The following is a 24240-nucleotide window of genomic DNA, read 5'->3' as shown; positions in this document are numbered from 1 at the left end:
CGGCCAGCCACGGCCGCGCCGCGCGCAGCTCGCGCGCCAGCGTGGCGATGTCGTTGCGCTCGCCGCCCGGCAGCGGCGCACCGTGCGTGGTCCAGGCCGGCGCCTTGCGCCCGGCATGCGCGGTCAGCCGGTCCACCGCCTCCTCGGCCAGCTTGCGGTAGGTGGTGAGCTTGCCGCCGAACACGTTGAGCAGGGCCGCACCATCGCGCGCGTCCAGTTCCAGCAGGTAGTCGCGGGTGACCTCGGCAGCGTTGTCCTCCTCGTCGTCGAGCAGCGGGCGCACGCCGCTGTAGCTCCACACCACGTCGTCCGGGGCGATCTGCTTGCGGAAGTAGCGGTTGGCCGCCTCGCACAGATAACGCGTCTCCTCGCCGTCGATGCGCGGTGCGGCCGGGTCGGCGTGGTAGTCGACGTCGGTGGTGCCGATCAGGGTGTAGTCCTGCTCGTACGGAATGGCGAAGACGATGCGCCGGTCCGGCTGCTGGAAGATGTAGGCATGGTCGTGTTCGAACAGCCGCGGCACCACGATGTGGCTGCCCTTGACCAGGCGCAGCGCGTGGTCGTGGCCGACGTGCGCCACCTCGTCCAGGAACTGCACCGCCCACGGTCCGGCGGCGTTGACCAGCGACCGCGCGCGCAGTTCCTCGCGACGGCCGTCTGCATGCTGCAACTGCACCTGCCACAGGCCATCGACCCGGCGCGCGCCGACGCAGCGGGTGCGGGTGAGGATGCGCGCGCCGCGCTGGGCGGCGTCCATCGCATTGAGCACCACCAGCCGCGCGTCCTGCACCCAGGCGTCGGAATAGACGAAGCCGGTGCGGAACTCCTCGCGCAGCGGCGCGCCCACCGGATGCGTGCGCAGCGCCAGGCGTCGCGAGCCCGGCAAGGAGCGGCGGCCGCGGCCCAGGTGGTCGTACAGAAACAGGCCGGTGCGGATCATCCACGCCGGGCGCAGGTGCGGCTGGTGCGGCAGCAGGAAGCGCAACGGCCAGATGATGTGCGGGGCCAGCCGCAGCAGCACCTCGCGCTCGGCCAGGGCCTTGCCGACCAGGGCGAACTCGTACTGCTCCAGGTAGCGCAGGCCACCGTGGATCAGCTTGGTGCTGGCGCTGGAGGTATGCGCGGCCAGGTCGTCGCGCTCGCACAGGCACACCGACAGGCCGCGGCCCACCGCGTCGCGGGCGATGCCCACGCCGTTGATGCCGCCACCGACCACCAGCACATCGTAGGTCTCACGCATAGCCGACTCCGGAAGTGTCGTGTCCGGCTCGGCAACAGTGGCCGAGCGCAGAACTGAGGACGAAAAGATCGTAAACGAACATTTCCGAACATATCACGCTGCACTGCAGCGTGGCGTCGACGGCATCCTGCAAACCGGCTGTAACCGGCCAGCGGCTTAGCTCAGAGACAGCCGGGCGGGCGCGCGGGGCCGCTGCGGCGCGATGACCGCGCCACATCACGCAACATTAACGAAACAATCCGAACACACACCCCTGTGGCCACCCCGGCGGCGGCAGGGCCGGCCTCGTTCAGTCCGCGGCCGCGTCCAGCGCCGGCGCGCCCTGGTCGGCCGCATCGCCCTCGGCGACGAACACGCGGGTGCCGGCCGCCTCCAGCACCGCGGCCAGCTCGGCCGGCGGCGCGCGGTCGGTGAACCAGGCATGCACCCGCCCGATCGGTCCCAGCCGGACCATCGCGTTGCGACCGAGCTTGCTGTGGTCGGCGGCCAGGAACACCTGCCGCGAGTGCTCGATGATCGCCTGCGCCACCCGCACCTCGTGGAAGTCGAAATCCAGCAGGGTGCCGTCCGGATCGATGCCGGAGATGCCGATCACGCCGAAGTCCACCTTGAACTGGCGGATCAGCTCGATGGTGGCCTCGCCGGTGACGCCCTGGTCGCGGCCGCGCACGCGCCCGCCGGCCACCATCACCTCGAAGCTGGGGTTGGCGCTCATCATCACCGCGACGTTGAGGTTGTTGGTGATCACCCGCAGGCCGCTGTGGCCCATCAGCGCGCGCGCCACGTCCTCGTTGGTGGTGCCGATATTGATGAACAGCGAGGCGTCGTCGGGAATGTGCTGCGCCAGCAGCGTGGCGATGCGCCGCTTCTCCTGCGCCTGCAGCGACTTGCGCGCCGTGTAGGCCAGGTTTTCCACGCTGGACGGCAGGCTCACCCCGCCGTGGTAGCGGCGCAGCACGCCGGCCTCGCACAGCAGGGTCAGGTCGCGGCGGATGGTCTGCGGCGTCACCTCGAAGCGCGCCGCCAGCCCTTCCACCTCGGCATAGCCCTGCTGGCGCACCAGCGCCACCAGTTGCTCCTGGCGCGGATTGAGCGCGGACACCGCGCTCGGCTTGGGAATCGAATGGTCCATGCCCCGATGATGGCGCATGCGCCCGCGGATGCAACCGCGCCGCGTGCACACCCTCGGTGAACCGCAGCCATGGCCGGGCCTGCGCGGTCTACGCGCCGATGCGGGCCAGCGCCTAGACTAGCGCCCCTCGCCGGGCCTCCCGCACTCCCACACCCGCCATGCTCAACAACGACATCCTGCGCTCCATCCGCTACATGCTCGACCTGAGCGACCAGAAGATCGTCGATCTGGCGCACCTCGCCGATCCCGCGTTCCCGATCGACAAGGCGCAGATCCCGGCGTGGCTGAAGAAGGAGGACGAAGACGGCTTCGTCGAATGCAGCGACGCCGTGCTGGCGCATGTGCTGGACGGGCTGGTGTTCCACTACCGCGGCCGCGACGAAAGCCTGCCGCCGCGCCCGGTGGAAGCGCGCATCACCAACAACGTGGTGCTGAAGAAGCTGCGCGTGGCGTTCCAGCTCAAGGACGTGGACATGCACCAGATCTTCGACGCCGCCGGTTTCCCGGTGTCCAAGCCGGAACTGTCGGCGCTGTTCCGGCAGCCGGAACACAAGAATTTCCGCCTGTGCGGCGACCAGTTGCTGCGCAACTTCCTCAAGGGCCTGACCCTGCGCGTGCGCAGCGCCGGCTGAGCCGCGCACCCTGCTGCACCAGGGCGCGGCCGTCGCCGCGGGACCGGTTTTCCACACGCCGGCCATCGCGAATCGGTAGGATGCGCGCATTCCGCCACCGTGGCGGCGCGGCCGGCTTCCGGTCCTGCCGCCTCCCGTTTCGTTCCGAGGGTCCCATGAAGCTAGAGGCGCTGTTCGACCAGTTGCACACCCTGCCGACCATTCCCCAGGTGGCGCAGGACCTGATCCTGCAGTTCGATGCGCCGGGCACCAGCCTGGACGCGGTGGCGCGCAACATCGAGCGGGACCCGGTGATCGCGGCCAAGGTGCTGCGGCTGGCCAATTCGGCGCGCTTCCGCGGCGCGCGCGACTCCACCACGGTGGAAGACGCGGCGCTGCGCCTGGGCTTCAACACCTTGCGCACCCTGGTGCTGGCCTCCTCGGTGACCGGCGCGTTCCATGCCCCGGCGCATTTCGACCTGCGCGCGTTCTGGCTGCACAGCTTCGAAGTGGCCGGCGTGTGCCGGCTGCTGGCGCGGCAGAAGGGCCTGGACGCGGAGACCGCCTTCACCTGCGGCATGATGCACAACATCGGCGAACTGCTGATCCAGACCGGCGCGCCCGACTACGCCGCGCAACTGCACCCGGACGCCTCGTCCAGTGGCCGCGCCGCCGACGAGACCGTGCAACTGGGCTTCGGCTACCCGGAAGTGGGCGCCGAGCTGGCGCGGCGCTGGCACCTGCCGCAGGTGATCCAGACCGCCATCGCCTTCCAGGCGCGGCCGCTGCAGGCCCCGGAAGGCGAGCCGATGCCGAAGGTCGTCGCCCAGGCGGCGCTGGTCGCCGACGCGCTGGAGCGCCACGGCGGCGCCAACGACCAGGCGCGGCAGGCGGTGACCGGACCGTTGCTGGACGACGTGGATCTGGACGCGTTGTTCGCCGCGCTGCCGGACGTGATCGAGGCCGATCGTGCGTTTACCGAGATGTTGAAGTAAGGGAGGACGTGCCGCCACGTCGGTCACACCGCGCGGCGGCATAGCGGGAAACTGCGTCTTTCCGATTCTGCCGCACCCTCATCCGGCGCTACGCGCCACCTTCTCCCGGTGGGAGAAGGGGTGGTTTCCGGCGTTTGCCACCGCGCGAGGGCGTCGGCGGCACCGTAGGGGCAGCGCGCGGCTTGCGCGCTTTCGGCGTCTTGGCGGTTGCCGTTTTTGTTGCGCCTTTCTTTTTTGTTGCCGGCGCTGGCGTCGTCGACTTCGCCTTGGTCCTGGCCGTCGTCTTGTCCTTGGTTCGCGCTGCCGCCTTCTCCGCCAACGACGGCGCGCCAGATGCGGAGGTGCGCGTGGTCTTCGTCGCCTTGGCGCCCTTCGTGTTTCCTTCAACGCCCGCGTCACCGCGCTTCGACTTCGCCGGCGACGCAGCTGCACCGCGGGCCGACGCCGCGCCCAGAGCGACCCAGGTCGGCGCATGGTCGCTGGCATGCGGCAGGTCGCGCACCCAGCGGTCCACGCCAGCATCGCGCAGGCGCGCGGCCAGCGGTGGATTCAGCAGCAGGTGGTCGATGCGCAGCCCGGCATCGCGCTGCCAGTGCTGGCGGAAATAATCCCAGAACGTGTACACGCGGCGCTCGCCGTGCACCTGGCGCAGGCTGTCGGTCCAGCCCTGCGCCAGCAGTTCTGCATAGGCCTGGCGGCTTTCCGGTTGCAGCAGCGCATCGCGCCGCCACGAGGCCGGGTTGTAGATGTCCGCATCGGTGGGCACCACGTTGAAGTCGCCGATCAAGGCGACCGGATGCGGCAGCGCCACCAGGTGCTGCGCATGCCGCTGCAGCCGCGCGAACCAGTCCAGTTTGTAGTCGAACTTCGGACCCGGGCGCGGATTGCCGTTGGGCAGGTACAGACAACCGACCAGCACGCCGTGCGCCATCGCCTCGATGTAGCGGCTCTGGGTGTCGCGCGGATCGCCGGGCAGGCCGCGCCGGCTCTCGACCGGATCGCAGCCCCTGGCCAGCAGCGCCACGCCGTTCCAGCTCGACTGCCCCATCCACACCGCGCCGTAGCCGGCGGCATGCAGTTCGGCGAGCGGAAAGCCGGCATCGACGCTCTTGAGCTCCTGCAGCCCGACGATGTCCGGCGCCTCGCGCTGCAACCACTGCAGCAGCTGCGGCAAGCGGCTGCGGATGCCGTTGACGTTGTAGGTGGCGATCTTGAGCGACTTCATCCGGCGCGCCTGCAAAACCTGCCATCACCTTGGCCCCGCTACCCTCGCCGCATCGTGAAAACGGGAGCCGCCGCATGACCCCGCTCGACAAACCCCTGCGCCGCGCACTGGAGATCGACGGCGTGCACTACACCCTGACCGTGGACCCGGATGGCCTGAAGCTCACCGAGAAGGGCCGACGCAAGGGCCTGGACTTACGCTGGAGCGCGCTGGTCAGCGGCGACGCGGCATTGGCGACCGCGCTGCAGGCCTCATTGGCCGATCGCCCGGGCAAACGCTGAGCGCGAGCGCGGCCGGCGACATGCCCGGGCCACGCGGGCAGGCATGGCCACCGATGGTGCTATCGTCGCGCCATCGGCAACCAGCAGGGAGCGGTCGGATGCGCAAGTGCAGCGATGATGCGTTCGAAAACGGGCACACGCGCCCCCGGCACGCGCGATGGGGCATGGGCGCGCTGCTGCTCGCCCTGCTGCCGCTGGCGGCTTACGCCGCGCCGGACGTGCCGGACAGCCTGCACGTGTCCAGTACCAACACCTACGCCGCGGGCACGCCCGAATGGCGGCAGGTGCGCGATTGGCTGGCGCAGCATCGGCCATCGGACGCCGGCCCGGCGCGGGCCCAGAACCTGGAGCGACTCGGCCCGCTGATGCTGACCTACGCACGTGCGCTGCCCGGCGTGCCGACCCAGGCGCCGGTAGCGCTGCCGCTGCCAAACCAGGGCGCGCCCGGCGACAGCATCGCCATCGCCAGCTGCATCGACGGCCTGCGCCAATCGTGGATCTACGGCGTTGAGGAAGCGTCCATGCATGACTGGACGCTGACGTCGTTCGCCATCTCACAGCGTGCGGACTGCACACAGGCGACAGCGCGCGCTGAGCCGGCGACCCCAGCAGACTCTGCAAGCACAGCATCGGCGCACCGCTAGTCACTTGCCATGGCTCGGTGAGCGCGGTTGACTCGCAGGAGCGGCTCCAGCCGCGACGAACGAAGCAGGCCAGCCATCCGTTCCTGAAAGCAGTCGGGACTGAAGTCCCCCCACAGTGTCCCCAGCCAGCACATCGCCAGTCCCTGTGGGAGCGGCTTCAGCCGCGACGCGCGGAGCAGACAGCACGCCGGACCGCCAGCAGGTCACCCGTGGATGCTCAAGTGCACACGTCTCGGCTACCATCGCCGCGGGCGCGCCGCCGCGCGTGCCGACCGTGCCCTCACCTGCGATCCCGATGCCTTCCGCTTCGCCTCGACATGCTGCAGACGCCCCGACTGGCCGCGTGCGCGCCATCGTCCGACTCGCCGTCTGCATCGCGGCCAGCGTGCTGCTGATCCCGCCGCAGTGGCTGCTGATGCGCTTCACCCGCGGCCGCGCCGCATTCGTGCTGCCGCGGCTGTGGTTCGGCTGCCTGCGGCGCGCGTTGGGCATTCGCGTCGAGGTGGTGGGCACGCCGCGCGACGCGGGCGGGACGCTGTTCGTCGGCAACCACATCTCCCACTTCGACATCGTGGTGCTGGGCAGCCTGCTGCGCGCGCGCTTCATCGCCAAGAACGACATGGAACGCTGGCCGGGCATGCGCCACATCGGCGCGCTGGCGCAGACCGTGTTCATCAGCCGGCGTCGTCAGGATGCAGCAGCGGTGGCGGCCGCGGTGGCCGCGCAACTGCGCCCGGATCACGACGTGGTGCTGTTCGCCGAGGGCACCACCTCCTCCGGCGAGCGCGTCGCGCCGTTCAAGTCCAGCCTGTTCTCGCTGTTCCTCAGCGCCGACCCGGGCGCGCGGCAGTGGACGCTGCAGCCGTTCACGCTGGAGGTGCGCAGCGTCGACGGGCACCCCATCGCGCAAGGCGGCGATCGCGATGCCTACGCTTTCTACGGCGAGATGCAGGCCGGTGCGCACGTCGCGCACTTCCTGCGCCTGTCCGGCGCGGTGGTCAGGGTAACCTTCCACGCACCGCTCGCGGTGGCGCCGGGCAGCGACCGCAAGGCGCTGGCTGCGCAGTTGCACGGCATCGTGGCGTCGGCGCTGCCCAGCGCGCCGGCGGATGCCGCTGCGGCGGCCTAAACCGCCGCTGCCCAACACTGCGCATGCGCTCGGGCAGCGCCCGATGACGCGTCAGTGCGCGGTGTCCGGTGCCACCGGCTCCGGCAGGCGCACCACCGCGTACTGCTTGCGGAATTCCATGGCGCCCAGTGCCGGCCAGGTCTCGGCATAACGGCGCAGGCAGGCCACGCCGTCGGGAAAGTCCTCGCCGTTGACCCGGCAATCGGCCGCGACCTCGCCGTCGGCGTCGCGCGAGGCGAACAGGCGGATGCCGAGCATGCGCTGATCCCGCTGCAGCAACGGCATCAAGGCGTCCAGGCTGTTGGTGAACAGGCAGCACGGGCAGAACGCGTGTTCGGTGTCCTCGCCCGCCGCGGCCCGCGCGGCGTCGCCATTCATGTGCGCCACCGGTCCCAGCACCACCGTACGCCGCAGCGCCGACTCGGCCGTGGCCGAGGCCGGGAACTCCATCTGCAGCGTCATGCAGCGCGCATCGGCCGGCGCGGCCACCGCCTCCGACAGCGCCACCAGATCGGTGCGCGCCCAGGTCGTGAAGCCCGAGGCCAGGCTCGCGTCGGTGTCCTCGCCGATGGAATGCTGGAACTCGACGATCCCGTCGGGGAACAGGCTGCGGTGATGCACGCGAATGCAGCTGGCGGTGCGCACGCCCTTGCGCAGCTCGGCCAGATCCACCAGTTCGGTGAGCAGTTGCAGGCCGTTGCCAAGCACGACCACCTCGTCGTGCAGGGTCGCCGCATGCCCCTCGCGCTGCAGCACCTGCAGCAACAGCTGCTGCAGTGCATGGCGCGGCTGCGCCTCGGGCGCGGGCTCCGGCCCTGCAGCCTCGTGAGCGGTATCGGCCCCGCGTGGCGAGGTGCGGGACAACAGGCGTCGCAGTCGATCGATCATCCTTGCTCCAGGGCGTCCAACGCGCAATCGGTCGCCGGAAGTATGCGCAGTCGCCCGCGACCACGGCAACCGGCGACGCCACGCCGCCCCGCGGCGACCAGCGGGCCATGGGACGGCGCCAGGGGCCTGGGCGTCTCTCGCGTCGCACGCCAACCGCAGCACATCCACGGCCACCGCGCCGCCTCTCGCAGCGGCGGACGGCCCCCGGTGCAGCGGCCATCGGCGCGCCGCACCGACACAGCGTCTGTCAGCGCCTGGCCGCCTCGCACAGCTTGCGGTTGAACCAGGTGGACTTGGCGATCGGCAGGTAGGCGTCCCAGTCGCTGGGCGGCAGCATGGTGCTCTGCTTTTCCAGTTCCGCCTGGAACGAGGCCTCATCGCGGCTGCGGCCGGCCAGGGTGCCGTCCAGCGTCGCCAGGCATTCCTGCGGCCGGCCCAGGCGCAGCAACGTGATGGCGCGGTCGTTGGCGAAGCGGTCGCGATCGAGCCAGTTGAGGAAGCCGCCACACTCGCCTGCGAACGCCTGCATGCCGGCCAGCGCCTTGTCGTAGCGCTTGCCGCGATAGTCCTGCAGATACGCCTCGCGCCGCCGGCTGCTGGCCGCGGCGGTACAGCCGGCCGGCAACTGCAGGTAGTCGCCCTCGAAGCTGGCGCGCATGCCGCAATAGTCGCGGCAGCTTTCCTCGGTCAGCGCGGCCACGTTGAACCCGCCCGGCACCGGCTTGAACGCCAGCTTGCACGGCACGTCGCCGGCATCGTTCACCTCCGCCTTGTCGCCCTGCAGCGTGCCCGACAGCGAGCAGGTGTGGCCGTTGGCGCCGACCGACAACAGGTCGAACTGGCGCGCGCCACCCTTGTCGGTGACCCGCATGCTGCCCCAGCCTTCCTTGGTGCTGTATTCGCCGGGTGCGGGGCCAGCCGCCGCTGCGGCGAACGCCACCAACCCCACCAGCATCGCGCTCCATCCGTATCGCCGTGCCATCGCCTGTTCCTGCCTTCGATCAGAGCCGGCAAGTGTGCGGCATCGCCGCGGCGGCGGACCAGTGCCGATGTCGCATCCCGACAGCAACGGCCTGTGCGACTCAGCGCAGCGGCACGCGCGAGCGGAACTCGGACAGAAACAGGCCGCGTAGCCACCGGTGCGCCGCATCGTGCTCCAGGCGCGGATGCCACAGCATCGACACCGTGATCGGCTCGGTGACCACGGGGAGCGCAAACGTATGCGCAGGCTCGCGCAGCATGTCGGGCTGCGCCGCCATGAACGAGGCCGGTACCAATGCGATCAAGTCCGAGCCGCGCGCCACCGCCAGCGCCGCGGAAAAACTGGGCACCACGGTCGCGACATGACGCACCAGGCCCAGCTGCTGCAGCGCCGCGTCCACCGGCCCGTGCGCCCGCCCGCGCCGCGAGGCCACGACGTGGCCGAATGCCACATAGCGCTGCGCGCTCACCTCCTTGTCGCGCGCCAGCGGATGGCCGCTACGCACCGCGCCCACGAAGCGATCGCGAAACAGACCCTGCACGCGCACTTCCGGCCCCATCGCGCCCAGCACCCCGATTTCCAGATCGGCCAGGCCCTCGCGCAGCGGCCCCGCGCTCTTCTGCGCCTTGGCCACGAACTGCAGGCGCACCTGCGGCGCCGACGCCGCCACCGCGGCGACCAGGATGGCCGCGAACGCCTCCACGAAGGCGTCGTTGGCGCGCACGGTGAAGGTGCGCTGCAACGTCGCCGGATCCAGATCGGCCGACGCCGGGCGCAGCACGGCGCGGGCGGCCTCCACCGCGTCGCGGGCGCGCTCGCGCAGTTCGACCGCATGCGGTGTCGCCACCATCGTGCCGCCCGCCCGTACCAGCAGCGCATCGCCGGTCGCTTCGCGCAGCCGGGTCAGTGTCCGGCTCATTGCCGACGCGCTCAGCCCCAGCCGCCGCGCGGCGCCGGCGACGCTGGCTTCCGCCAGCAAGGCGTCGAGGGCGATCAACAGATTCAGATCCGGTTCCGGCATACGCGCTTCCCGACAGTGGCGATGGACACAGGCGTCCGACGCAAGGCGTCAATGCATCCGACGCGCGTTCCGCAGAGCGACACGCGCGCCTAGAGTGCGCACACCGCCGATGGACCTCACGTGCCGAGGCCGCGCCGGCCCACGCGGAGACCCACCATGATCGACACCCCTGCACCCAAAACCGTCCTGCTGATCGGCGCCTCGCGCGGCCTGGGCCTGGCGATGGCCGAAGGCTACCTGAGACGCGGCTGGCGCGTCATCGCCACCGAACGCGCCGGCACGCCCAGTGCGCTGTACGGCCTCGCCGCCGAATACCCGCAAACGCTGCGCATCGAATGCGTCGACATCACCGTCCCGGCGCAGCTGGCCGCGCTGCGTGCGCGCCTGGAGGGCGAGGTCCTGGACCTGCTGTTCGTCAACGCCGGCGTCAAGAACGACGACCGCGAGACCGTCGCCGATGTCGCCACCGACGAATTCGTCCGGGTCATGGTCACCAACGCGCTGAGCCCGATGCGCGCCATCGAGACCCTGCACGACCTGGTGCGCGACACCGGCAGCATCGGCGTGATGTCGTCCGGGCAAGGCAGCATCGCCAACAACACGAATGGCCAGTACGAGATCTACCGCAGCAGCAAGGCGGCACTGAACATGCTGATGCGCAGCTACGCCGCGCGCCACCGCGACAGCGCGCACACCTTGCTGCTGATGGCGCCCGGCTGGGTGCGCACCGACATGGGCGGGCCACAGGCGCGCCTGTCCATCGACGACAGCATCCCGCCCCTGCTCGACACCATCGATGCCGCCCGCGGCCGCGGCGGCCTGCACTACCTGGATTATCTGGGCCGCGTGGTGCCGTGGTAGAGGACGCCGCGTGCATCGGCCGCAGGCCTGCATCGGCGAAGCTTTCGATCGATCGCGCCGCGACTGCAACGATGCCCCACGGCTCAGCCGGCGTCGGACAGCGCCAGGGCCAGCGCCGCATCCTCCGACAGCGGCCGTGACAGGAAATACCCTTGCACCAGGTCGACCTGCAGCTCGCGCAGCGCGTCCAGTTCCTGCGCCGTCTCCACACCTTCGGCCACCACCCGCGTGCCGATCTCGTGGGCGAAGTTGGTCAGCCCCTTGGCCAGCGCGCGGCGACTGCGGTCGGAATGGATGCACTGGGTGATGCTCATGTCGAGCTTGATGACGTCCGGCTGCAACTGCAGGATGTGGCGCATGCTGGCGTAGCCGGCGCCGGCATCGTCCACCGCCACCTGCGCGCCGCGCTCGCGCAGCGGCGCCAGCGCCTGCGCCAGCGCCTGGTAGTTGCGCACGATGGCGTGCTCGGTGATCTCCAGGATCAGGCGCGTCACCTCGGTGTCGTCGCCGAGCAGCCCCGCCAGAGACGCGGACATGATCAGTTCCGGCGACATGTTCACGCTGAGCCGGTACTGCGGCGGGAAGCGCCGCAGATACGCCAGCGCCTTGGCCAGCACGTGCAGCTCCAGGCGGATGCCGACGCCGGCCAGCTCGGCCTGCTGGAACCACTGCGCAGGCCCACGCTGCGGCACGACGTCGAAACGCGACAGGCACTCGAACCCATGCAGGCGCAGCCCCTGCAGCGCGAACACCGGCTGGAACACGATGCGCGGCGCGCCCGCCGCCAGCGCGCCGTCGATCTCGTCGATCATCGCCTGCCGTTCCAGCTTGTGCGCCTCCACCTCGTGCAGGCGCAGCGCGAAGATCTCGGCGAACGCACGCAACATGCCGATGTCGCGCTCGCCCAGGTCGTGCCGCGGCAGGAAGCTGAAGCAACACAACGTGCCGTAGATCCGCCCGCCCACCTGGATCGGCACGCTCATGTGCGCGCCGATCGGGATCTGCCACGTCGCCGGGATGCACTGCGCCGCCGGCACCAGGGAGGTATCCGGAATGAGCTGCGGCAACTCGCCGCGGACCACGCCCATGCAGTAGCCGTCGGCGAACGGCAGGATCTGGCCTTCGTGGATCGGCCCGTCGGGCGGCCCGTCCACGTGATCCAGCACGCGGTCGGTTTCGCGGAAGCGCGACAGGAACGCCACGTCCATGCCCAGGTGCAGGCGCACCACGCGCAGGCAGCGGCGCAGTTCGCGGTCGCTGATCTCGCCCGACAGCAGCTCGAACAACGGATGAGGTTCTGGCAGATCCTCGGTCGACGCCATCCCGCTTCTCCCCTGAAAGCGTTGCGACCCGCGCGGCGCGCGCCGTACACGGCGCTGCGCCGTGACCGACGTGATCGAGCAGCGGGAACCCCGGACCTTCCCCCGTTTGTCCAGCGGGCGACACGTCCTTGTCGTTCGACTGTAAGCCGTGGCGTACGGCGGCGAAAGCGCCGACGTGTTCAGGAATGTAGCTGTCTACGCCAGCGACCGCCTCGGTGAGTCCGCCGCCGCGAATCCAGCCAACGGGCGGGCGACCACCGGCGCTGGAGTGATCAGGCATGGTGGCCGACGCCGTGTCGTCGATGGAATGGGCGGCCGGGCTCGCGCATGCCGACGCTTCGACCAGCCGGCGCACGCCCGCCTGCCGGCGCGCGCCCAGCGCATCAGACGTAGACCATCAATCCCAGCAAATCCAGCGCGGCATGCGCCACGATCGCCGGCCACAGCCGCCCGGTGCGCGCCACCCACCAGCCCAGGATCAGCCCTATCACCACGATGGCGATGGTGCCGACCGGCCCCTGATAGAGGTGGTACGACGCGCGGATCGCCACGCTCACGTTCACCGCGAACGCCGGGCTGTGCCGCCGCTCCAGCGCGCGGATCACGTAGGCGCAGACGAACACTTCCTCGAAGATCGGATTGAGCAGCGAGACCAGCACCACCAGGCCTGCCGACAGCGGCCCGGCCACCAACGCGTCCATCGACGGGTTCACCTCGGCCGCCACGCTGTCGTTCAACAGATTCAACGGATACGTCGCCACCAGACAGGCGGCCAACAGCGCCAGGCCCACGCCGATGTCGCGCGCCTGCCACTGCAGCCCCAGCGCCTGCGGCGTCCAGCCGCGGAACCACAGCGTCGGCAACAACAACGCCAGCACCAGCAGCTCGTAGAACACCATGCCCCACAGGTTCGCGTCGGAGAACGACGGCTCCACCACCGGCGCCAGCACCGCCAGCGCACTCCAATAGATCGGCAACCCGAACGCCACCGCCACCACCAGCAGCAACTCGCCCCAACCGCCTGACGGCTCCCCACGTCCCCGCATCCACACTCCCCTGTCGTTCGCTGCGCGCCGGAACGGCGTCGCCGCCGCTTCCCACCAGGGCGCACCGTAGCAGGGTGGCATGACCGGGGACATCGGTGGCGGCGTCACGCGGCGGCGTGCAGTTCAACCCGGCGCGACGTGATGCACGCGGCGCGGCGCGTAGACCAATCCAGTCAAGCTAGTACAGCGCGTCCCGGGTGCGCTGCGGCAATTCCCGGTAGGCACTTCAACCGGTACATCGCTTGCGGCACCTGACGTCTGATCAGAACTGCCCACGCTCGACGTCCCGACGCCAGCGCTCGGGCTTCGGCGACCAATCCCCTTCACCCAGCACGGCTTGGACAAGGTGTTCGAGCGGATAGCCCAGGTGCTGCGCAGCGGCCACGCCACCGTCGTCCATGCTTGCTTCAGCGACGAAGGCACGAAACGCGGTTTCGTCCCCGGCGGCGAGTGCCGTGATCTTCTTGGCGAGATCGTAGGAAAGCGCGTTGCCATCGTCGGTCGCCAGGAACGACTTTCCGGACCAGAACGTCTGGATGCTGTCCGCATTCCAGTACGCTGCAGGGCGGGCCGGGATCTCGTGCTGGAAGTACTTCTGCGTGCTCGGCATGGCCAGCTGCGGGAACATGGTGTGCTCGGTGTTGACCGCCAGGCCTTCGTTCAACCACGCCGGGATCGGCAAGTGCTGCAGCAAGCAATGCGTCAGCTCGTGTGCGATCACAGGCTCCATCGCGTCCATGATCGCCAGCGGCACCACGAAGTGCCCATAGCCGGCCCTGATGAACATCCCCGAGGACATCGCGTACTCCCCGCCCTCGGGGTAGTAATTGGAGACATAGGCGTAGTAGTCGTCGTCATCGGCGAACACGATCACCACATGCTTGCCCATGCCCTGCTCGACCGCCAGCGCGCCCAGGCTGCGACGGATCCTGGCCAGCATGCGCTGGCAGGTCTGCAGGATCACCGTTGCCGGCCGCGCCTCTAGGTTCGAAAGTAGCAGGAAGTCGGCGGACTCGGCCACCGCATAGTGATCGCCCAGCTGCTGGTTCAAGACCTCCAGCCATTGCCGTGCGGCAGAGGTCCAGTAGACATGCAACGCGTCCGCCCCCGCTTCCGCTGGCTCAGCCTCTGCGATGGCCTCCCAATTGGGGATGGGCATGCTGGTATCGCTGTCCCAGTGCATGCCTACGCTCACGCGCTCCATCGGCACAGCTGGAAGGGCTTCCAGCGCGCGCTCCCGCCTGTTGGCCCGTCGCGCCAGCACAACCGTGAGCAAAAAACCCACAAACACGAATAGCAGGATGGCTCCTGAGATCCATCTCTCCTGGTCTTGAATCATCTTTCCGCCCCCTGCGGCCTTTTGCTTTATCGACATCAGCCCCGATCGTACCGCAGTGCGCTGGTCCCATTACTAAAATGGACCTGGCCCCGCTCTCCTCAGGGAAAGCGACGTAACACCTATACGTAAAGTCTATTCTTGAGCCTTAGAAAAGAGCGCCCTGTGAGGCCTGCCTAGACGCCAACTGATAAGCCTGTCTGATCTGGGACAAAAATACATTCTGGCCACCGTAGCTCGGATGCCTTATCGCCAAAACCTCTAGTCCGTCACCTACTTTTTGGCACGCTCGCGCAGCATCGTTACCCACAGCGATCAAGCGCTTCGGCCTCAGCATTTGTATCAGACACTTAAGAACCTCTTCACCAGCTTCACGCTCAACTTTATTATGTGTGCGATTTGTGAAAGGCGCCCCTTTTTCATAGGGATGTAAAGGAAATACGTTCCACAAGAAAATTCGCTCAATTATTCTATCGAGAACTTCCCAAATAACCGCAGCAGTTCTTTCTGCCACCGGCGCCCCTTTCGTCACGGGAGAGGCATCAATACTCCATCGTTGAGCGCAACGCCACATGTTCGCCTCATCCGTGAGCGCAATGCCTGTTCTACGGCCACCGCGATAACCCAAATCTCTCCCTACCCAAAGCGACTCAATGCCATCCCGCTCCGCCAGGATCAGCATCTTAGTCAACAATTCGAGTCGAATCTCTGGCGCCAAAGCCACATCGAACACTTCACATCTATCGCGGTACGGATTGAAGGCGTTCTCGAATTCCAAGCCCGCCACTTGTTCTGCAAATGTGCCGACATTCATGGGGTCGCCCTAAACTCGATAGAACGATTATCTCGCCGACCGACAATTACACCTTGCCTTTTATTGCGCAACTGCCTGAAAACAGCATACCCATCGAGTATAGCCTTCTCCCAAAGTGACAATGGCAGAACATCCACCTCATACCCCTCGACAAATGTAGATATACCTTTCAGCAAATCGAATGGAACTCGATCTCTGCCTTCGAAATAATCCAAATGCTTGGCTGCAGAGAATATCCACGCAGACAAGCCCTCCTCAATCACAATAGCCCGCCCGCTATCCTGCTCTTCATCGACAAGAGGATCACTCTTCCTCTTCCGCCGAAGTAGCGCCCGAAACGTCGGCGACCAACCCAGAATACTTGCGAATGCCATATGAAAAACATCATGGAACCTGTAGCCATCCTCTTCCGCAATATTATCTGTGAGTGGATCTCCAATAAAAACACCGTTCCACTTGAGGTATGTCTTTCCATTCTTGCGCTCAACCACATGTATCTCAAAGAACAGGGGAAGTTGCTCATCCTCCCCAAAAGAGGAGTCAAAAGAATCAATCTCCTCAAGTTTCGGCAGAATGTAGCGGCCGCGCACTTTCTTGAGATTAACAGAAAGTATTTGATCAAGCGGAACTTGAGTTGCACTTACTACAGCCAAGTATCTAGCAAAAAAAGCATGTAGCGCTTTACCAACCGCCTCCGCCCCACTTGTTCTAGCCAACAATACTTCCGTGACAGCTAAACCTAAGTTACTAAGAGACTCTTCGAATGAGTCAATTCTTACTTCAGAAGCACTCGCCAAGGGATGAGATGGCGCACTGGTCGCAACCAAAATAGAAGATGGATTTTCACCCATATTATTCAGCAACTTATCAACATCGACAAACCAGTTGTCGCACAAACGAAAGAAATACCATGCCACATCACCAAGCTCTTCCATGATGGCGGTTTTGTAATCGTAAGTCATGCTCTCACGCGACTGCTTCTTTGCCGTCGTAAGTACACTTCCAACTTCGCCAAAAAGGCCAAGAAATAGTTTTCCCTGGTCAGGGAGGAAATCGGTTTCCCGAATTTCTTCAGAATAGATTCGAATCTGCATTAACGTTCTACCATTCCCGTGGAATTCCAATAAATCCTTTTTCACTCTTATCGAACCACTCTTTCAACTCTTGGCGAAGAGCCAAACTAATAGCGCCTCTTTTGTGCCCTGGACCAGACTTTATGACTCCCTGCAAATGAATAGGAAGCTCAACCTTAATCCGACCCCAATAAGAAAAGTTCTGACTAATAAGCACTCTATTTGTACTAGTATCAGTATCAATGTTTTCGCTTGAGGGACTTCCATCAGCATGCGTGTGATGTGAATCTGCCTGCAACCATCCGCCGGCATAGCTTCGATATATATTATCTCCAAAGGCAGCTTTACCCGACGAGTTTAGATTAGGCCTCTTTACCTTAAAGCGAGGATCAGCCCAGTATTCGTCAAATGTAAGTGCCTCGGTAACTTCCATGCAAAATACTACTTGATTACGATGAGGACTTGGCGCCGTCCCTATGATTAAGTCTCCCAAAATTGCGGTTCGCCGAATCACCGGCTTGCACGTGGCCAAAGTGCAATATTGATAAAACGGATTCGGCGCGAATCCGAAATCACGTGCCACCACGTAAGAGTAGACGTCCATTTAACCGCAGGTGTATCGCTTGATCTTCCGCTTCGGAAGAGCCTTCCCATCTGGACCGTCCCAGGCCGATTTTTCGCCAGAAAATATGTCGGCCATATCTTCCGAAAAAACAGTTAGAGCATCAGCTAGTTCAGCGATACTGCCAGAGACTTCTATCGCAACCTCTTCATCAAGCCAAATACAAACAAGGCGCACGCCATTTCTCTCAGCAAGCTGAGTCACTGAGGAAATACAGACATTCTCCAGAACTTGCTTCGAGACATAAATAATAATCAACTCCGAGTCAACATATTTTTTAAGATCGCTCGCGACGCTACAAGAACCAGCATTCTCATCAGGAAGCTGATGCTCTTCCACGACCATGCTTAGAGATTCCAACTGCTTAATCAGTTGCGCATGACTGACGTGCTTTCGATGAACGTACAAAACCACTGCTTTCTTGGCACTCATGACCACACTCTCCTTTGTGGCGCTTACATTAGGTCAAATCAGCCGCACTTACTGTATCCACAATTCAAACAAGTAGCACACCCGTCCATAATAACGAGCGCCTTGGTATTGCACTTGTGGCACATCGTGGCCGACGGCGGGAAACTCGCGCCGTCGCCGGTGACGGCGATGTCTTCTTCGTGGTCGGCGGTGGAGTCGGCGGACACCGCACCCTCATCCGCCCTGCGGGCACCTTCTCCTCCCGCAGGAGCAGGAACCGCCTTGCTCACTTCACTGTTTTTTTTTGAGCGCTCTTCGTACTGCTTGCGCTTCTCGGCGATCAGCGCGCGCTGGTGGTCGCTCATTTCCGGGTCGTGCAGCAGGCCGATCGACTTCATGTGCTCTTCGACGATGCTGCCCAGTTCGGCGACCAGCGACGGCATGTACACGCCGCCGGCCTTGAAGTAGCCGCCCTTGGGGTCGAACACGGCCTTCATCTCGTCGACCAGGAAGGTGACGTCGCCGCCCTTGCGGAACACGGCGGACATGATGCGGGTCAGCGCCACGATCCACTGGAAATGCTCCATGGACTTGGAGTTGACGAAGATTTCGAAGGGGCGGCGCAGTTCGTGCTCGGTGCCGGCATTGAGCACGATGTCGTTGAGGGTCACGTACATGGCGTGTTCCACCAACGGCGACTTGATCTTGTAGGTGCTGCCGATCAGCACGTCCGGGCGCTCGATGCGCTCGTGCATGTGGATGATGTTGTCGGCAGGCGCTTCGGCCTCGGCGGTGGCACGGTCGATCGACGAGGCGGGCACCGCGGCGGCGGCGTCGCGCGCCTTGTCCTCGGGGGTGACGACGGCGTAGCCCTTGATTTTCTGGTCGATCTTGATGGCCATGAGGCGTGCGTTCCTGGAAGGCGGAGCGGGACGGGCGTGGGCCCGGCCTCTCTCCCGCGCACGGGAGAGAGGGTGCGACGGGACGGCTTACTTCTTGGCGCGGGTGGCCGCGGCCTTCTTGCCGGCGGCCTTGCGCACGGCGGTCTTCTTCACGGCGGCGCTGTTCTTGGCGACCTTGGCGGTGCTCTTCTTGACCGCCTTGGCGACCTTCTTCACCGCTTTCTTGGCGACGGCCTTCTTCGCTGCAACCTTCTTCGCCGCTTTCTTCACTGCCTTCTTGGCAACGGCCTTCTTGGCGGCGACCTTCTTGACCGCCTTCTTCGGCGCGGCCTTCTTGGCGGTCACTTTCTTGGCGGGAGCCTTCTTCGCAACGGCCTTCTTGGCAGCGGCCTTCTTCGCCGGCGCCTTCTTCGCAGCCGCCTTCTTGGCGGTCTTCTTGCCGCCCTTGGTCAGCGCGGCCGCTTCGGCCTGGGCGCTGGCCTTGGCCGCTTCCAGCTTCTTGCGCGCGCTGGCGACGGTCTTCTTGACGGCCTTGCCGGCCTTCTCGGCGCGCTTGGCGACGGCCTTCTCGGCCTTCTTCACCGCCTTGCGGGTCTTGGCGACCTGGTCCTGCACGCGCTTCTGCACGGTCTCGGCGGTCTGCTTGACCGTGGCGACGGCCTCGCTGGCGGTGGCGGCGATGGTCTCGCCGACGTTGGTGGCGGTTTCTTTCACGTTCTCGGCGACCTGCGTCAGCGTCGCCGTGACGCCATTCCCATTGCTCATAAAACCCTCCTCAGGGTGTCAGTGTTTATGTCACGCGGGCGATGCTATACCGATTGCAGCGAAGCGGGGAGCCGGAAACGGCGACATTCGGCGGACGGTGGGGAAGCGTTGGGGAAGCGCGGCGCACCGCACTTCCGGGGCTTCCACCGCCGCCCTCCCCTCCGCCGGCGCGAAGGGGAGACGGGACGGCGTCAGAACTTGCCGTAATACCCTTCTTTCAGCGCATCGAACAGGTTGGCGGCGGTGTGCATCTCGCCGTCGTATTCGATCTGTTCGTTGCCCTTGACCTCGACCACGCTGCCGTCTTCCAGCTCGAAGCGGTAGGTGGTGTTCTCCAGGTCCGCCTCCTTCACCAACACGCCCTGGAAGGCGGCCGGGTTGAAGCGGAACGTGGTGCAGCCCTTCAGCCCCTGCTGGTGGGCGTAGCGGTAGATGTCCTTGAACTGCTCGTAGGGATAGTCGGTGGGGACGTTGGCGGTCTTGGAGATGGAGCTGTCCACCCACTTCTGCGCGGCGGCCTGCACGTCCACATGTTCCTTGGGGTGGATGTCGTCGGCGGCGATGAAGTAGTCCGGCAGGCGCGCGGCGGCGTCCTCGGCGAACGGCATCGCCTTGGCGTTGACCAGGTGGCGGTAGGCCAGCAGCTCGAAGGAGAACACGTCCACCTTCTCCTTGCTCTTCTTGCCCTCGCGGATCACGTTGCGGCTGTAGTGGTGGGCGAAGCTCGGCTCGATGCCGTTGGAGGCGTTGTTGGCCAGGCTCAGCGAGATGGTGCCGGTGGGGGCGATGGAGCTGTGGTGGGTGAAGCGCGCGCCCACCTCGGCCAGTTCCTCGACCAGCGCCGGCGCCACCTCGGCGATGCGCTGCATGTAGCGGCTGTACCTGGCGTGCAGCAGCCGGCCCTCGATGCGCTCACCGACGCGCCAGCCGTCGCGCACCATCTCCGGGCGCTGCCGCAGCATCGCCGCGGTGACCTCGAAGGTCTCCTGCATGATCGGCGCCGGGCCCTTCTCCTTGGCCAGCGACAGCGCGGTCTCCCAGCCGGCCACGGCCATCTCGCGGGCGATGGACTCGGTGAACTCGCACGACTCAGCGCTGCCGTACTTCATGCGCAGCATGGTCATGGTCGAGCCCAGGCCGAGGAAGCCCATGCCGTGGCGGCGCTTGCGCATGATCTCGTCGCGCTGCTGCTGCAGCGGCAGGCCGTTGACCTCGACCACGTTGTCGAGCATGCGGGTGAACACCCGCACCACTTCCTTGTATTCCTCCCAGTCGAAGCGGGCGCGCTCGGTGAACGGCTCGCGCACGAAGGTGGTGAGGTTGATCGAGCCGAGCAGGCAGGCGCCGTAGGGCGGCAATGGTTGCTCGCCGCAATTGTGGGCGTGCAGACCGTTGCCGTCGAAGGTGTTGATGCCGGGGACCTGCACGTCGTAGACGTCTTCGATGCCATCGGCGGCCACCGACTGCACGGTCGCCACGAAACGCTCGCGGTTCAACTGGCGGCGATAGCCGGACAGCAGCGCCTTGAGGCGGTTGGCCTTGGCGGTGTCGGCAAAGCCCACCCGCTGGGCGAAGGCATCGAGGTTGTCGCCGCTGACGACCAGTTCGTGCTGCGCCTTGGTGGCGTAGGCACGCGTGCCGCCGTGCCCGTCGGGGAGCAACGCGGTGCCGGCGGGGCGCCGGTCGCGATAGATCTGCGAGGCGATGCCCAGCCGCAACAGCATGCGCTGCGCTGCCTCCAGCCGCGCCAGGTCGGACTGTGCCAGGCGCACGCTGACGCCCTTCTCCTGGCTTCCCTGCACCGAGCCGTCGGTGTCGAACAGGCCACGCAGGAAGCCGCGATGGAAATCGCTGGAGGTCTTCTCGACGGCCGGGGTGATCGCCTTGTCGCCCGGACGCAGGCCCAGCTCCAGGGCCAGATCGCGTAATGCGGCCGACTTCAGGCGGTACTCGCCACGGTCGCGCACCTCGCTCCAGCCGGCGAAGTCGGCACGGTGCGGCAGGCTGCGCGCGCAGCGCAGGGCTTCGTCCATCAGCGCCACCGGTGCCAGCGGCGCCGCATTGACGGCGGCGGCCTGCGGCCAGACAGACAACACGGCGGCTTCGTGCTTGAGCGTGCCGTCGCCCACCAGCATGCCGAGGAGGACACCTTCCTCATAGCTGCGCGCGCCGCCCCACTCCGCACCGGCACGGTGATTGTTGAGCAGCACCCGGTCGCCTGCGACCAGTTGGTCCGCCTGGCACCATTGGGTGTCCAGCGACCAGCGGGTCTGCCGCACCACGCGCCGCACGCGGTGGTCTGCGGTCAGACGCAGCGCGTAACCTTCCTGCGTCTGCAGTCGCACCACCTGCTTGTGCGCGGTCTTGAAGAAACCCTCCGCACCGGTGGCATGGTCGCCGCCATCGACCCGCGCCAGGAACGGCGTTCCCAGCAGATCGGCGACCTGACGCGGCCCCTCGGCGGTCTGCACCCAGGTGTCGGCGGTCACGCAAGGATTGGTCGCGCGGATGTTCTCGCACCACCAGTTGTTGTTCATTTCGTTGACGCGGTCGATCAGGATGAAGCCCGGCTCGGCGTAATCGTAGGTGGAGACCATGATCATGTCCCACAGGTGGCGGGCGCGGATGTGCCCGTACACCTTGCACGCGACCAGGCCGTCGTCGCGCACGATGTAGTCCTTGTGCGTGGGCCAGTCGCGCCACACCACGGCGCTGGCGTCGGCCAGGTCGACGTCGGCCTCTTCCTTGCGGTTCACCGGGAACACCAGCGGCCAGTCGGCGTCCTGCTCCACCGCCTGCATGAAGCCATCGGTGATCAGCAGCGACAGGTTGAACTGGCGCAGGCGCCCGTCCTCGCGCTTGGCGCGGATGAAGTCCTTCACGTCCGGGTGGGACACGTCGAAGGTGCCCATCTGCGCGCCGCGGCGGCCGCCGGCCGAGGACACGGTGAAGCACATCTTGTCGAAGATATCCATGAACGACATCGGCCCGGAGGTGTAGGCGCCGGCGCCGGCCACGAACGCGCCGCGCGGGCGCAGCGTGCTGAACTCGTAGCCGATGCCGCAGCCGGCCTTGAGGGTCAGCCCGGCCTCGTGGACCTTCTCCAGGATGCCGTCCATCGAGTCGGTGATGGTGCCCGACACGGTGCAGTTGATGGTGCTGGTGGCCGGCTTGTGTTCCTGCGCGCCGGCATTGGAGGTGATGCGCCCAGCCGGGATCGCGCCGCGGCGCAGCGCCCAGGCGAAGCGCTCGAACCAGTGGGCGCGCTGCTCCTCGCCGACCTCGGCATCGGCCAGCGCGCGGGCCACGCGCAGGTAGGTGCCGTCGATGTCGGCATCCAGCGGATCGCCCTGCTTGGTCTTGAGCCGATACTTCTTGTCCCAGATGTCCTGCGACGCCGGCTGCATCGGGATGGGGTCGTGCTTGGATCCGGTCTGGACGACTTCCAGGCGCACCGTACTCATTCTGCTGTGTTCTCCTCGAACCTGTCCCGATGGGGCGGATGGGTGGTCATCCGCCGTGTGTCTTGTCTCTATCGCACTTGCGCTGCACGGCAGCGACGGCCGCGGCAGCGCACGCGGCGCCTGCCCTCGACCGACCGAAATTCCCCGAATCCGCGACGTCCATTGTCACCGTCCCGTCATGCAACGCCGAGCGCGCCCCTGGATGTGAAGTCCTGGTGAAGAAAACCCTAGTTCTAGTGCCGTACCGAACCGATACCGCTACATGTAGTGGCTAATGCAAGCGTGAACGCTAACGCCGGGCAGGCCGACTGTCAACGTCGTCGCGCGCCGATCACGTGCCGTCGAGCGGGTGTGCGCGCAGGGTGCCGTGGCGGCCTTGCGCAGGCGGCGTCGGAACGCTTTCACTGGCGGTTAAACGCCGCGCGTTCATCTTGATTTACGCGCACGCGCGCCCATCTGCCCCACGTCTCCCGCGTTCCCCGGAAACCGACCCCATGCGACCGCTGCCCACGCTGCTGACCCTGACCGCCGCCGCTGCCTTCGGCGGTTTCGCCGCCACCGCCATCAATGCGCAACTGGACAACCGCGCCGAGGCCGCGCCGGTCGCGGCGCCGCCGCTGTCCGGGGCCGCGCGCCTGCCGTCCGCGGTGGCCGGCGAGCCGCTGCCGTCGCTGGCGCCGATGCTGCAGAAGGTGATGCCGGCGGTGGTGAGCATCAACACCAAGCAAGTCGTGCGGGTGCGCAATCCGTTCTTCAACGACCCGATCCTGCGCCGCCTGTTCCCGGACATCCCGCAGGAGCGCATCAACGAGTCGCTGGGTTCGGGCGTGATCATCGACGCGAAGAACGGCTACGTGCTGACCAACCACCACGTGGTGGAGAACGCCGACGACGTGCAGGTGACCCTGGCCGACGGGCGCAGCTTCAAGGCCGAGTTCATGGGCTCGGACGCGGACACCGACATCGCGCTGATCCGGATCAAGGCCGACAACCTCACCGAGATCCGCCTGGGCGACAGCGACAAGCTACGGGTGGGCGATTTCGTCGCCGCCATCGGCAACCCGTTCGGCTTCACCCAAACCGTCACCTCCGGCATCGTCTCGGCGATGGGCCGCAACGGCATCCGCGGCCTGGGCTACCAGAACTTCATCCAGACCGACGCCTCGATCAACCCGGGCAACTCCGGCGGCGCGCTGGTGGACCTGCGCGGCGAACTGGTCGGCATCAACACCGCCAGCTTCAACCCGCAGGGCAGCATGGCCGGCAACATCGGCCTGGGCCTGGCGATCCCGTCGAACCTGGCGCGCGCGGTGGTCGACCAGTTGATCAAGAACAACGGGGTGATGATCCGAGGCACCTTCGGCATCGAGACGCAGAACCTGACCACGCAGATGGCGCAGGGCCTGGGCCTGTCGGCGCCGCGCGGGGCGCTGGTGACGCGGGTGCTGGCCGGCTCGGCGGCCGCGGCCGCCGGGC

General features: G+C 66.3%; 23 protein-coding genes. 7 read left to right on the top strand and 16 right to left on the bottom strand.

From position 1 onward, the window contains the following. Together glpD and D183_RS23785 are read right to left on the bottom strand one after the other, a co-directional pair. A partial coding sequence (gene glpD, locus D183_RS0101865; RefSeq protein ID WP_017907480.1) for a glycerol-3-phosphate dehydrogenase occupies positions 1 to 1240 on the bottom strand: 1240 nt, incomplete at its 3' end. 289 nt (positions 1241 to 1529) lie between these two features. Beyond that, positions 1530 to 2372: a DeoR family transcriptional regulator gene (locus D183_RS23785; protein ID WP_017907479.1), complete on the bottom strand. Its 843-nt coding sequence runs from the start codon at positions 2370 to 2372 to the stop codon at positions 1530 to 1532. A gap of 158 nt (positions 2373 to 2530) precedes the next feature. Between D183_RS23785 and D183_RS0101855 the strand changes: the two genes are divergently transcribed. Beyond that, positions 2531 to 3004, top strand: a complete 474-nt coding sequence (locus D183_RS0101855; protein ID WP_017907478.1) for a DUF1456 family protein — start codon at positions 2531 to 2533, stop codon at positions 3002 to 3004. Positions 3005 to 3159: 155 nt separating this feature from the next. Continuing rightward, on the top strand, positions 3160 to 3978 hold the full coding sequence (locus D183_RS0101850) for an HDOD domain-containing protein (RefSeq protein ID WP_017907477.1): 819 nt from the start codon (positions 3160 to 3162) through the stop codon (positions 3976 to 3978). A gap of 88 nt (positions 3979 to 4066) precedes the next feature. Here D183_RS0101850 and D183_RS0101845 read toward each other — a convergent pair whose 3' ends face one another. Further along, on the bottom strand, positions 4067 to 5203 hold the full coding sequence (locus D183_RS0101845) for an exodeoxyribonuclease III (RefSeq protein WP_017907476.1): 1137 nt from the start codon (positions 5201 to 5203) through the stop codon (positions 4067 to 4069). A gap of 74 nt (positions 5204 to 5277) precedes the next feature. On the opposite strand from D183_RS0101845, the gene D183_RS0101840 reads away from it, so the two are divergent. The 3 genes from D183_RS0101840 to D183_RS0101830 all read left to right on the top strand — a co-directional run bounded on the left by D183_RS0101840 (position 5278) and on the right by D183_RS0101830 (position 7257). Beyond that, a complete protein-coding gene (locus D183_RS0101840) occupies positions 5278 to 5484 on the top strand; it encodes a hypothetical protein (RefSeq protein ID WP_017907475.1) in 207 nt (68 codons plus the stop codon). 164 nt (positions 5485 to 5648) lie between these two features. Continuing rightward, complete coding sequence (locus D183_RS0101835) at positions 5649 to 6128, top strand: hypothetical protein (protein WP_017907474.1); 480 nt, start codon at positions 5649 to 5651, stop codon at positions 6126 to 6128. Between the two features lie 343 nt (positions 6129 to 6471). Beyond that, positions 6472 to 7257: a lysophospholipid acyltransferase family protein gene (locus tag D183_RS0101830; RefSeq protein WP_017907473.1), complete on the top strand. Its 786-nt coding sequence runs from the start codon at positions 6472 to 6474 to the stop codon at positions 7255 to 7257. A gap of 51 nt (positions 7258 to 7308) precedes the next feature. Here D183_RS0101830 and D183_RS0101825 read toward each other — a convergent pair whose 3' ends face one another. The 3 genes from D183_RS0101825 to D183_RS0101815 form a co-directional block, all read right to left on the bottom strand. Further along, positions 7309 to 8145 (bottom strand): DUF6348 family protein, encoded by an 837-nt coding sequence (locus D183_RS0101825; protein ID WP_017907472.1) that lies wholly within the window; start codon positions 8143 to 8145, stop codon positions 7309 to 7311. A 247-nt stretch (positions 8146 to 8392) separates the two neighbouring features. Then, a complete protein-coding gene (locus tag D183_RS0101820) occupies positions 8393 to 9127 on the bottom strand; it encodes a hypothetical protein (protein WP_026144101.1) in 735 nt (244 codons plus the stop codon). Positions 9128 to 9227: 100 nt separating this feature from the next. After that, complete coding sequence (locus D183_RS0101815) at positions 9228 to 10124, bottom strand: LysR family transcriptional regulator (RefSeq protein ID WP_232757182.1); 897 nt, start codon at positions 10122 to 10124, stop codon at positions 9228 to 9230. A 180-nt stretch (positions 10125 to 10304) separates the two neighbouring features. Here D183_RS0101815 and D183_RS0101810 point away from each other — a divergent pair, with 180 nt between their 5' ends. Further along, a complete protein-coding gene (locus D183_RS0101810) occupies positions 10305 to 11009 on the top strand; it encodes an SDR family NAD(P)-dependent oxidoreductase (protein ID WP_017907469.1) in 705 nt (234 codons plus the stop codon). Positions 11010 to 11092: 83 nt separating this feature from the next. Here D183_RS0101810 and D183_RS0101805 read toward each other — a convergent pair whose 3' ends face one another. From D183_RS0101805 to D183_RS0101780, 10 genes are all read right to left on the bottom strand, one after another. Beyond that, entirely contained in the window at positions 11093 to 12331 is a 1239-nt protein-coding gene (locus D183_RS0101805) for a sensor domain-containing phosphodiesterase (RefSeq protein ID WP_017907468.1), read from the bottom strand. A gap of 383 nt (positions 12332 to 12714) precedes the next feature. Next, positions 12715 to 13377 (bottom strand): CPBP family intramembrane glutamic endopeptidase, encoded by a 663-nt coding sequence (locus D183_RS0101800; protein ID WP_039725863.1) that lies wholly within the window; start codon positions 13375 to 13377, stop codon positions 12715 to 12717. A 262-nt stretch (positions 13378 to 13639) separates the two neighbouring features. Beyond that, positions 13640 to 14752: a hypothetical protein gene (locus D183_RS23780; RefSeq protein WP_157835152.1), complete on the bottom strand. Its 1113-nt coding sequence runs from the start codon at positions 14750 to 14752 to the stop codon at positions 13640 to 13642. Positions 14753 to 14861: 109 nt separating this feature from the next. Continuing rightward, the gene (locus tag D183_RS26170; RefSeq protein ID WP_081613236.1) at positions 14862 to 15527 is read right to left on the bottom strand and encodes a uracil-DNA glycosylase; all 666 of its coding nucleotides are present in this window, start codon (positions 15525 to 15527) and stop codon (positions 14862 to 14864) included. After that, positions 15524 to 16621: a pyrophosphatase gene (locus tag D183_RS27260; RefSeq protein ID WP_198527623.1), complete on the bottom strand. Its 1098-nt coding sequence runs from the start codon at positions 16619 to 16621 to the stop codon at positions 15524 to 15526. Before D183_RS27260 ends, D183_RS26170 begins: the two co-directional genes overlap by 4 nt. Before the next feature lie 7 nt (positions 16622 to 16628). Further along, positions 16629 to 17204, bottom strand: a complete 576-nt coding sequence (locus D183_RS27255; protein ID WP_157835151.1) for a hypothetical protein — start codon at positions 17202 to 17204, stop codon at positions 16629 to 16631. Beyond that, on the bottom strand, positions 17205 to 17654 hold the full coding sequence (locus D183_RS27250) for a hypothetical protein (protein WP_157835150.1): 450 nt from the start codon (positions 17652 to 17654) through the stop codon (positions 17205 to 17207). A gap of 38 nt (positions 17655 to 17692) precedes the next feature. Further along, the gene (locus D183_RS0101790; RefSeq protein WP_017907465.1) at positions 17693 to 18535 is read right to left on the bottom strand and encodes a TSCPD domain-containing protein; all 843 of its coding nucleotides are present in this window, start codon (positions 18533 to 18535) and stop codon (positions 17693 to 17695) included. A gap of 87 nt (positions 18536 to 18622) precedes the next feature. Next, positions 18623 to 19300, bottom strand: a complete 678-nt coding sequence (locus D183_RS0101785) for a hypothetical protein (protein WP_017907464.1) — start codon at positions 19298 to 19300, stop codon at positions 18623 to 18625. 191 nt (positions 19301 to 19491) lie between these two features. Next, positions 19492 to 22764, bottom strand: a complete 3273-nt coding sequence (locus tag D183_RS0101780) for an LAGLIDADG family homing endonuclease (RefSeq protein WP_017907463.1) — start codon at positions 22762 to 22764, stop codon at positions 19492 to 19494. Positions 22765 to 23258: 494 nt separating this feature from the next. On the opposite strand from D183_RS0101780, the gene D183_RS0101775 reads away from it, so the two are divergent. Further along, positions 23259 to 24240 (top strand): trypsin-like peptidase domain-containing protein (locus D183_RS0101775; protein WP_017907462.1); only part of this gene is annotated, 982 nt, incomplete at its 3' end.

Origin of the sequence: Xanthomonas sp. SHU 199 (assembly GCF_000364665.1) — a bacterium.
In the GTDB taxonomy this organism is placed as follows: domain Bacteria; phylum Pseudomonadota; class Gammaproteobacteria; order Xanthomonadales; family Xanthomonadaceae; genus Xanthomonas_A; species Xanthomonas_A sontii.
This window is presented reverse-complemented; position numbering and strand designations above follow the sequence as displayed.

Coding starts and splice junctions, on each gene's coding strand:
- D183_RS23785 (WP_017907479.1), bottom strand. CDS start 2,372: ATGGACCATTCGATTCCCAAGCCGAGCGCGGTGTCCGCGCTCAATCCG.
- D183_RS0101810 (WP_017907469.1), top strand. CDS start 10,305: ATGATCGACACCCCTGCACCCAAAACCGTCCTGCTGATCGGCGCCTCG.
- D183_RS0101785 (WP_017907464.1), bottom strand. CDS start 19,300: ATGAGCAATGGGAATGGCGTCACGGCGACGCTGACGCAGGTCGCCGAG.
- D183_RS0101850 (WP_017907477.1), top strand. CDS start 3,160: ATGAAGCTAGAGGCGCTGTTCGACCAGTTGCACACCCTGCCGACCATT.
- D183_RS27260 (WP_198527623.1), bottom strand. CDS start 16,621: ATGCAGATTCGAATCTATTCTGAAGAAATTCGGGAAACCGATTTCCTC.
- D183_RS27250 (WP_157835150.1), bottom strand. CDS start 17,654: ATGAGTGCCAAGAAAGCAGTGGTTTTGTACGTTCATCGAAAGCACGTC.
- D183_RS23780 (WP_157835152.1), bottom strand. CDS start 14,752: ATGTCGATAAAGCAAAAGGCCGCAGGGGGCGGAAAGATGATTCAAGAC.
- D183_RS26170 (WP_081613236.1), bottom strand. CDS start 15,527: ATGAATGTCGGCACATTTGCAGAACAAGTGGCGGGCTTGGAATTCGAG.
- D183_RS27255 (WP_157835151.1), bottom strand. CDS start 17,204: ATGGACGTCTACTCTTACGTGGTGGCACGTGATTTCGGATTCGCGCCG.
- D183_RS0101855 (WP_017907478.1), top strand. CDS start 2,531: ATGCTCAACAACGACATCCTGCGCTCCATCCGCTACATGCTCGACCTG.
- D183_RS0101835 (WP_017907474.1), top strand. CDS start 5,649: ATGGGCGCGCTGCTGCTCGCCCTGCTGCCGCTGGCGGCTTACGCCGCG.
- D183_RS0101780 (WP_017907463.1), bottom strand. CDS start 22,764: ATGAGTACGGTGCGCCTGGAAGTCGTCCAGACCGGATCCAAGCACGAC.
- D183_RS0101805 (WP_017907468.1), bottom strand. CDS start 12,331: ATGGCGTCGACCGAGGATCTGCCAGAACCTCATCCGTTGTTCGAGCTG.
- D183_RS0101840 (WP_017907475.1), top strand. CDS start 5,278: ATGACCCCGCTCGACAAACCCCTGCGCCGCGCACTGGAGATCGACGGC.
- D183_RS0101825 (WP_017907472.1), bottom strand. CDS start 8,145: ATGATCGATCGACTGCGACGCCTGTTGTCCCGCACCTCGCCACGCGGG.
- D183_RS0101820 (WP_026144101.1), bottom strand. CDS start 9,127: ATGGCACGGCGATACGGATGGAGCGCGATGCTGGTGGGGTTGGTGGCG.
- D183_RS0101800 (WP_039725863.1), bottom strand. CDS start 13,377: ATGCGGGGACGTGGGGAGCCGTCAGGCGGTTGGGGCGAGTTGCTGCTG.
- D183_RS0101845 (WP_017907476.1), bottom strand. CDS start 5,203: ATGAAGTCGCTCAAGATCGCCACCTACAACGTCAACGGCATCCGCAGC.
- D183_RS0101790 (WP_017907465.1), bottom strand. CDS start 18,535: ATGGCCATCAAGATCGACCAGAAAATCAAGGGCTACGCCGTCGTCACC.